The 7,931-nt window shown below is 51.1% G+C and carries 8 protein-coding genes; all 8 read right to left on the reverse strand.

What is annotated here, in order from left to right; genetic code table 11:
- Positions 1–103: 103 nt before the first annotated feature.
- Complete coding sequence (locus F4Y39_20320) at positions 104–1,132, reverse strand: MtaA/CmuA family methyltransferase (GenBank protein ID MYC16077.1); 1,029 nt, start codon at positions 1,130–1,132, stop codon at positions 104–106.
- Positions 1,133–1,171: 39 nt separating this feature from the next.
- Positions 1,172–1,801: a hypothetical protein gene (locus tag F4Y39_20325; protein ID MYC16078.1), complete on the reverse strand. Its 630-nt coding sequence runs from the start codon at positions 1,799–1,801 to the stop codon at positions 1,172–1,174.
- 14 nt (positions 1,802–1,815) lie between these two features.
- Positions 1,816–2,763 (reverse strand): HAD family phosphatase, encoded by a 948-nt coding sequence (locus tag F4Y39_20330; GenBank protein MYC16079.1) that lies wholly within the window; start codon positions 2,761–2,763, stop codon positions 1,816–1,818.
- A complete protein-coding gene (locus tag F4Y39_20335) occupies positions 2,690–3,727 on the reverse strand; it encodes a Gfo/Idh/MocA family oxidoreductase (GenBank protein ID MYC16080.1) in 1,038 nt (345 codons plus the stop codon). The genes F4Y39_20330 and F4Y39_20335 overlap by 74 nt, the downstream gene beginning before the upstream one ends.
- A 118-nt stretch (positions 3,728–3,845) precedes the next feature.
- Positions 3,846–5,132, reverse strand: coding sequence for a PQQ-binding-like beta-propeller repeat protein (locus F4Y39_20340; GenBank protein ID MYC16081.1), 1,287 nt, complete (start codon positions 5,130–5,132; stop codon positions 3,846–3,848).
- 26 nt (positions 5,133–5,158) lie between these two features.
- Positions 5,159–6,511 (reverse strand): beta-lactamase family protein, encoded by a 1,353-nt coding sequence (locus tag F4Y39_20345; GenBank protein MYC16082.1) that lies wholly within the window; start codon positions 6,509–6,511, stop codon positions 5,159–5,161.
- Positions 6,512–6,537: 26 nt separating this feature from the next.
- Entirely contained in the window at positions 6,538–7,329 is a 792-nt protein-coding gene (locus tag F4Y39_20350) for a serine hydrolase (GenBank protein MYC16083.1), read from the reverse strand.
- Between the two features lie 23 nt (positions 7,330–7,352).
- Positions 7,353–7,583 carry a hypothetical protein gene (locus F4Y39_20355; protein ID MYC16084.1) on the reverse strand — a complete coding sequence of 77 codons (231 nt, stop codon included), beginning with the start codon at positions 7,581–7,583 and terminating at the stop codon, positions 7,353–7,355.
- Between the last annotated feature and the right edge of the window lie 348 nt (positions 7,584–7,931).

The raw sequence follows: 7,931 nt of genomic DNA on the forward strand, positions 1-7,931 counted from the left end.
ACTCGCGTTTGCGAACAGATCGATATTGCGTTGTATCTCATCGGGGCGTTCTAAAAATTCTTCTATTTCCTCTTTGATAAACTCATTTTGAACATCGGATAATTCAGCCATTAACGCTCTCTGCCTCCGCATGCCAATCCACGACTGCTTTTGGGATTTCTTTCAGATTTTCGATTGATGTTTGCAAGGGAATCGCACATTCAGGCCCCACCAGATGTACTCCTGCACTCAGGTTTTTATACACTTCTTCTTTTACTGTTTCCGGCTCTTTTGAAAATAGCGTTTCCGGATTGTTGATATTGCCGACCAGCGCGATTCGTTCTTTTACAATATCGATTGACTCATCTGGATCGTTTTTGGAGTCGTAGTGAAATGCCGCCATGCCCGTTTGCGCGATGTATTCCATCCGATCAACGGTGCGTCCGCATATATGCAAAATTAGCGGAATGGGTATGCGATCGGCAAATTCGATGTGCAATTCGCGCAAATACCGGTCGTAATAATCGCCGCTGACCAGATCCCCCGTTGCGTGATCGGGCAGGGTCAAGGCATCAGCTCCCGCTTCGATTTGCGCTACGCCAAATGCGACGGTTACTTCTTTTAATTTGTCCAGAATTTGCCGCGTGTGATCCGGGTCGTCCAATGATAGGAGCAAAAAATCCTCTACGCCAAAGCAGTGATACGCCAGAGACCAGGGTCCCATTGTCTTACCGATAATCGCCACTTCATCGCCGTATTCTTTTCGCAATATGCCAATCGCGTCCAGCACGCATTTTGTATCGGGATGGGTCAATAAGTTCGATGGGATTTCAATATCATCTACCTTGTGCCAGATCGGTTCTCTCATTTGCACTGTGGGCCAGTTGTCTTTTTGTTCCCACTGGATTTTGCACCCGAGTGCGGATGATTCCTGGATGATTGTAAATACGGGCATGATCGTGTCAAAACCCAGTTCGGTATAGCTCGTTGCCGCCAGCCGTGCCATGAGTTCTGGTTCGCGATTTGCCTGCGGAAATGGCGCATCGACGAGATCCATCAATTCTACGGTTGCAACCGAAGTCGGGTTACAGGTCGGTGTGCGATCCACAGGCGCCCGATTGAGTGCGGCCAATACGCGGTCGCGCGGTTTCATTGGTTTTGTTGTCTGGTCGTTCATATGTGACTCCCGTTCCTAATTTTGCGCGCTCGGGGCTGCGAGCACGCCCCGGCTGGCAGCCTGTTCCAATTCTCGCATGACGGATCGCACATTGGGGGCGCGTACGAGTAGGACACCTATGAGGGGGTCGTGTGTCATGCCGCAATCAAAGCGCACCTGGTCTTCTTCCACTTGTTCCAATTCGCCCAGTTTTGCAAGCCCTCCGGCCACCAATCGAATGCGCCGGTCTGCGCCTTTTTCATCGCTATCAGCCGTGATTTTGTATGCGCCATTAGATTGGGGCGTTGCGGAAATGTGCAATCCCGATTTTTTGTCCAGGATGGTCAACGGACGCATAGATACGTCGTCATCCATGCCGAGTTTGCACGCTTCTAGGAATAGTCGCTTCACAGAGAGCAGATGTGTGGCGCCACACGGAAAGCGCAATAATCCCTCGCCTGCGTCTTCCATGCCTCCCAGGACGCGCATTGCATGGTTCACGGAGTCAATACGCGCTTGTGCCCCGTCTATCTGGCTGTATGTGTGAACGCGAAAAGTCGTGCCCTGTGCGTTTTCTTGACGGTATAGCCCAATTGTGATGTCGTGAAAATGGACATCCATTGGCACCAATTCTATTCGCCGACCTATGTCTAATGTCTGTCCCATGAGAATCCTTCCTCTTACCTATCAAGCACATATCGACGCACGGCTTTGGCAAATCCATCGTTTTCAATGTGGTCGGTTTGTAGAATATTTTCCCCGGCCACTGCGCGATGGGTTGCTGCATCTGCGTTGTGCATCAATACACCGGTTCCGGCTGCGCGCAACATGGGCAGATCATTATTGCCATCGCCCACAGCCATCACCTCATCGAGGCTGCCGCCAATGTGGTTGGCTATCGCTGTGAGTGCCGCGCCTTTGTTCACATCCGGGTGCATGATTTCGATGCGACCCGCCACGGCCCAGGCCATGTAAATTTGATCGCCGAATATATTTTTTAATTCATCAACTGTTTCATCGGCATGTCCGGGTTCGGGCAAGAGCATTATTTTGGGGGGCGAGGCCAATTCTTTTGTGCGTACTCGCTGCGCGAGGTCGGCATCGACTTCATAGACCATATTGGTCATTGTGGCTACCGCGCGGCTCATTTTTGTCATGCGGTCGGTGATATAAACTTCGCAGGGCCCCTCATTATTCATGTCGCAACGACAATATACAAAATTCATGAGCCGGTCATCGGCATATTGGACCAGCGATGAGAATATGTCATCGGGCAAACACTGTTCGTGCATGAGTTGGCGTGTGCCATTTATTTTGGGAGCAAAAACCATTGCGCCATTATAACATCCGGCATAGAGGGCGTCGGCCACGCTGGGGTTGCTTACAAACGGAATTTGGTTGCGTTCGAAATTGCGCCCACTCATAGACGCTACAGCTACGCCGCGATCCAATAAATCGCAAATCGCCGCCATCGAAGCATCCGATGGGGTGTTGTTGTGATTTAAGATCGTTCCATCCAGATCAAATGCCACAAGTCTGATCACTGCATCTCCTCTAATCAACCAGGGGCAATCGAACGGTTCCGCCGCGCTCTGCCGAGCGATGAACCGCTTCGGTAAATTCCATATATCTCATGCCTTCGTAAAAGCTGGTATCGCCCTGAGGCCCACCCTTGATGGCATTGATAAAATCTGCTTCGACAGTCCATTCTGCGGCTTCATCTTCGGGGATGGGAATTTGTTGCGGTCGTCGATCACCCGTTTTTGCACCGCGGATTTGCGTTCCCATGTCGTAAGTCAATGTGCCTTCGCTGCCATAAGCTTCAACGACGGAGCTTCCGCCAAATTGCGCGACGCCCGAAAACAGAAATGCCGCACGCGCACCATTTTCCATTTTGCCTATGACATGCGCCATATCAGGTGTTTCAACCGGTCCAGTACCAGACCCATCGGGTAGAGGTCGCTCTCTGGTAAAAATTTCGGTTTCTGCCGTTATGGTTGACATATAGCCAAATACGCGTGCGACGCGCTCGACGGTAATGCCCATTCCCAGGATATTCAGACCGGAATACCGGCGCATTTGTCGCCAGTGCAATGGCTCTTCGATATCCCAATAACGCCCGCCCAGATCGCGGACATATACGTGGAAGATATCGCCCAAATACCCTTCATCTATGAGCCGCCTCAAGAAACGCCCGCCTTTCCAGGGCGGTGCTGGACAAATTTGGGTTACGAGATTTGTTTCCCGACTTCTGGCATACATCAATCGGGCTTCGCGCAAGTTCATTGCCATGCGCGCCTGTACAAAGGTGTGTTTGCCCGCGTCTAAGGACGCGAGGACGAATTCACAGTGTTTGTACGGCCAGGTGCCGATCATTATGGCATCGATATCGTCCCGGTGTAACAGGGTCTGTGGGTCTGTCATGGCCTCGGCTGATAAGCCCTGTTCGGCTATGACCTTTTCACCGCTTTCTATGCTGCGGTTGCATATTGCCACGACTTCGGCGTCGTCAATTTTTGCCAGTCCCGGAAAATGTCGGCTCCGAAAAATACCACCCGCACCAATGATGCCAATGCGAATTTTATCTGCCATTTTTTACCTCGCTGTGTTGTCGTTGTTTTCCCCAATGTTCAGGGGTATAGAAACTGTAGTGCGAATGTATCACAGTTTTTGTCAATTAGCAAACAAATCGGTCACGGCAACGCTGCCATTAATCATTCCTGTTTTCGCTTTTCGCCAAACTGGCACAGACCAGTTCTTTGTCATTTCGGGCGAACACATGTTTATAGGCAAACGCAGGATGTGACCACGTGACACCACCTCTGCGGTTCAACTGGTCGCGCGTCGGTTCGATCAGTTTCGCGCGGCTGATGATATTCAGCCCGTCCGGCGAAAGCGTTGTAATCAGGAGTTCGCCGCGCTCATTAAACATCCAGACCTTATCGCCATTTTGGATAAAATGGATGTTGCTCCAGCGCGCTTTCGGAACCGCGGTGAGGTCTTCCCAAATCCGGTCGCCGTTGCGGGCATCGAGACAGCGGAGTTCCCCATAGCTATCCACACCGTAAATGTAATCGCCGAGTCGGATCGGGGTTGACATCGTGGAATGGAGCGCGTCTGTGTTCCGTTCATTTCTACCCTTACGGTGCCAGCCGAATTGCATTATCGGCTTATCTGGATTCAGTTTCAGCAGCAATGAGCCTTCAAAGAAATCAGTGATAAACAATTCATTTTGGTAAAAAACGGGACTTGCGATCCCGATCTCCATGCGAGTCGGGGGAAACGGATGGCGCCAATGCGTGCTGCCTGTCTGCGGGTTGAGCCCAGCGATATTTCTACCTGTCCAACAGACGAGCACCCGCTCGCCCCCCTGTGTAATCACAATTGGAGCTGAATAAGATGCGTTGTCTTCAAGGGCTTTCCATTTTTCGGCTCCGGTTTTGTGATCGAAAGCGACGATGCACGCTCCGGGCGTGCCGCCGATTTGGACGATGAGGTGTGAACCCTCGACAATCGGCGCGCTCGCAATCCCCCAGGTTGGCATCTCAATATTGTATTCGGCGTTGAGGTCTTTTTTCCACTTCAACGTGCCGGTTGCAGCATCAAAGCAGTGGAGATGCCCCATCGCCCCTAAGGCGTAAGCGAGTCCGTCATGAATGATAACATTGGCTCGAGGCCCGGCGGTATAGTCAATTCGGTATTCACAATCGTAGGTGAAGGACCAGATCAATTCACCTGTTTCCCAGTCGAAACAGTGAACACGTTCGACCTGTTTCGGTTTCGCGAGACGGTCAGTAACGTAAACGCGCCCGTCAGCGACGCTCGGGCCGCTATAGCCGCTGCCGATTGGTACTCGCCAACGAATCGGGATCTCCGGTCCGTCAAATGCCTCCAATATCCCGGTTTCGCTCCAAACACCGTCCCGGTGCGGTCCCCGCCACTGCGGCCATTCATCGGCTAAAATCGAAGAGAGGGGGACAAGCACAGCGAGCAGCATTAGTTTCAATAGGATTCGGTTCATGGTTAATCTTGTCCTTTTTTAAAACGCAAATTTTTGACCCGGTTTCCCGTTAGCCTGAACCCTGTAACCCGTCCCGCATCGTTTCGCGTAAAATAAACTTCTGGAAAAAACCACGCATCCCCGACGAAATGATCGTCGTTACAGGTTAGCGATATGTCGTCATGCCGTCTGTGTTGCGCCACGAGCCGGTCTCCTCGCACACCAATGGTATAGGTGGTATCGAGTTCTTCAGTGTAATAATCGCCTTCGAATTTTGACAACTGTTCTGGTGATAGGGGTTCGGTCTCGTTGCTTTCAGAGGGTTGCTTATCCGGCTCGAGTGCCTCGGGCGCAAGGGCATCAGCGAGATAGATATCAGCGATCTTTTTCGCCAAATTAAGCGGATTAAAGGTCTCCAGATTGCACAGTATGACAATGCCAAATTTCTGATCCGGAAAGCGTATGAGATGGCTGCGAAATCCCCGCCATGATCCGCCGTGTCCGGCCGTTTTCAGTGCTCTGTACTCGCCGATGTCCAATCCGAAGGCGTAACTGATCTGTTTCCCATTATTGAGAACCCCTCGCTGATGCATCTGCTCAACCACTGCCTGTCCGCCTATCTGTGCATCGTCAAAGTTCAGAATCCACTTTGATAGATCTTCTACTGTTGAATAGAGCGAACTCGAACCGAGAGCGGTTAAATTGTTCACGGCATTCTTGAATTCACCGTCTTTCACGGACAAATAGGAATACGCCCGGTTCTTTACAATCATCTCGTGGTCATCGTGAAAGTGGGTGCTGGTCATGGCGAGGGGCTTAAAGATGTTGGCGTCTGTCCATTCGCGAAATGAATCTCCCGTTATTTTTTCGACGATTTCTGCCAGCAGATTATACCCCGTATTTGAGTATAAAAACGTTGCTCCAGGCTCGAAATTGAGTTCTTTCTGGCGTCTTACCATTTTCAAAATATGTTTAAACGAAATTACGTCATCCATCTCTCCGCCCGCGATGACAAGTGCCTGTACCCAATCCCGCAGTCCACTCGTGTGATGCACCAGATGTCGAATCGTTATTTTTGTTCCAAAATCCGGGACATCGGGCAAGTGCATCCGAATGTCGTCATCCAGCGAGAGTTTCCCTTCGTGTAACAACGTGGCGATGGCAAAGCCCGCAAATTGCTTGGAGACCGAAGCAATGTCGAAGATGGTTGTCGGCGAAATGGGGATGTCGTATTCCAGATTCGCCATCCCGTATCCGCGCTTGTAGATAATTTCGCTGTCTTTGATAACCGATAGGGCGGCACCAGGGGAATCTGGCTTGTCCCATTCCGCGAATACTTGATCGACTTTTGCCTCAAGTGACTCGTGATTTGTCATTGGTTACCTTCTCTCGGCGCTCTTACCTATATCATACCCGTCACTTGCATCGCGGTCCTGGCAATCTCGGAGAGCGCGCATTCGCCGGTGACGCGGTCGCCGAGTTCCCGGCTGTAGAGGGCAATCACCATCGTCCCTGCTGGAGATTCGACGAAGCCGACGTCATTGATTACCCCCCGATTCGAGCCGGTTTTGGAACCCCAGCGATAGGTTTTGGAGGTCGGCACATATCGGCCGATGCGGCGACCATTCTGTTGCTGGGTCAAGGTGGTGAGCATGGCCTGACAGGATGCGGGGGATGCAGCCTGGTCGTCAAGGATTGTCTTGACGACGGTAGTGTAGTCGTTGGGTGTAGCCCAATTTTCCTGTTCCCCTTCAATTGCGAGACGTCCGCGCATGGGACGTCCGAGGCAGGAGGCAGTCATACCGAGGTCTCGCATTGTCGCGTTGATGCGATCCATTCCGACCACTTCAATCAATATGTTGGTGGCGGTGTTGTCGCTGATGGACATCATCAAGTAGAGGAGATCTCCAAACGACAGTTGCAGTCCGGTATGCATGTGTCGCAGCACACCACTGCCGGGAGATTTATCCTTAGAGCGGACGATGTATGTGTCGTCGAGCGCGAGTGTGCCGCGATCAATGGCTCTGTAGATCTCGATCATGATCGGGATTTTAACTGTGCTGGCCGCCGGAAACTGATGATCACCTCGTGAGGCCCAACGCTCTCCCTGAGGCGAAATCACACTGACGCCGATCGTGCCGGGCGATTCGTAATCTTTAACCGTTTGTTCCAGCTTGCTCCAGTCTGTGGTCATGGTGACGCTCCTGAAACTCCGTCTCAGTTTGTCACTACCAGTGCGTCTTTGGCTTTGCGAGGCAGTTTGACGAGGATGAAATAAGATTCGGGATACAAGTAGTCTTCTCTTGATTCATCAATGACTCTCAAATACCCCTCTTGCGCCGCTTCTTCGTCAGGCAGAATCTGGTAGATCTTCCGCTTCTCCAGATCGTCGCAGTCTCTGTTCTCAATACACAGCGCGAATTGAGATTCTGATAGGTTCTTTTTCATTTTGGAAATCCATTCCTTGAAATTCTTTGTGAGTCCGGAAGTAAGTTTCTGCTATCTCATAAATCCTTTCATCTGAAAGTTCATGCGCCCAAGCTGCATATTCGAGCAGTTGCGCTACCGCTTCTCTTGGAGCTTTACCCTTTTTCAGTTCGACAATAATAAGATTTCCAGCCGAATTGACCCCAAGAAGGTCAGGAAAGATGGTCCCTTCTTCAACTATGGCAGATGTTTATCTGCCAATCCAGAGAATAGGCTCTTGAGCAAATGCCCAAGGACTACGCTCAAGCCAACTCTCCAGATGGTTTTCAAGTTCGAGATTTGTTTTTTGCGCGATAACGAGTTCAGCAT

The sequence above is a fragment of the Gemmatimonadota bacterium genome (genome assembly GCA_009838845.1).
Lineage (GTDB): Bacteria > Latescibacterota > UBA2968 > UBA2968 > UBA2968 > VXRD01.

Coding starts and splice junctions, on each gene's coding strand:
- F4Y39_20320 (MYC16077.1), bottom strand. CDS start 1,132: ATGAAACCGCGCGACCGCGTATTGGCCGCACTCAATCGGGCGCCTGTG.
- F4Y39_20325 (MYC16078.1), bottom strand. CDS start 1,801: ATGGGACAGACATTAGACATAGGTCGGCGAATAGAATTGGTGCCAATG.
- F4Y39_20335 (MYC16080.1), bottom strand. CDS start 3,727: ATGGCAGATAAAATTCGCATTGGCATCATTGGTGCGGGTGGTATTTTT.
- F4Y39_20340 (MYC16081.1), bottom strand. CDS start 5,132: ATGCTGCTCGCTGTGCTTGTCCCCCTCTCTTCGATTTTAGCCGATGAA.
- F4Y39_20345 (MYC16082.1), bottom strand. CDS start 6,511: ATGACAAATCACGAGTCACTTGAGGCAAAAGTCGATCAAGTATTCGCG.
- F4Y39_20350 (MYC16083.1), bottom strand. CDS start 7,329: ATGACCACAGACTGGAGCAAGCTGGAACAAACGGTTAAAGATTACGAA.
- F4Y39_20355 (MYC16084.1), bottom strand. CDS start 7,583: ATGAAAAAGAACCTATCAGAATCTCAATTCGCGCTGTGTATTGAGAAC.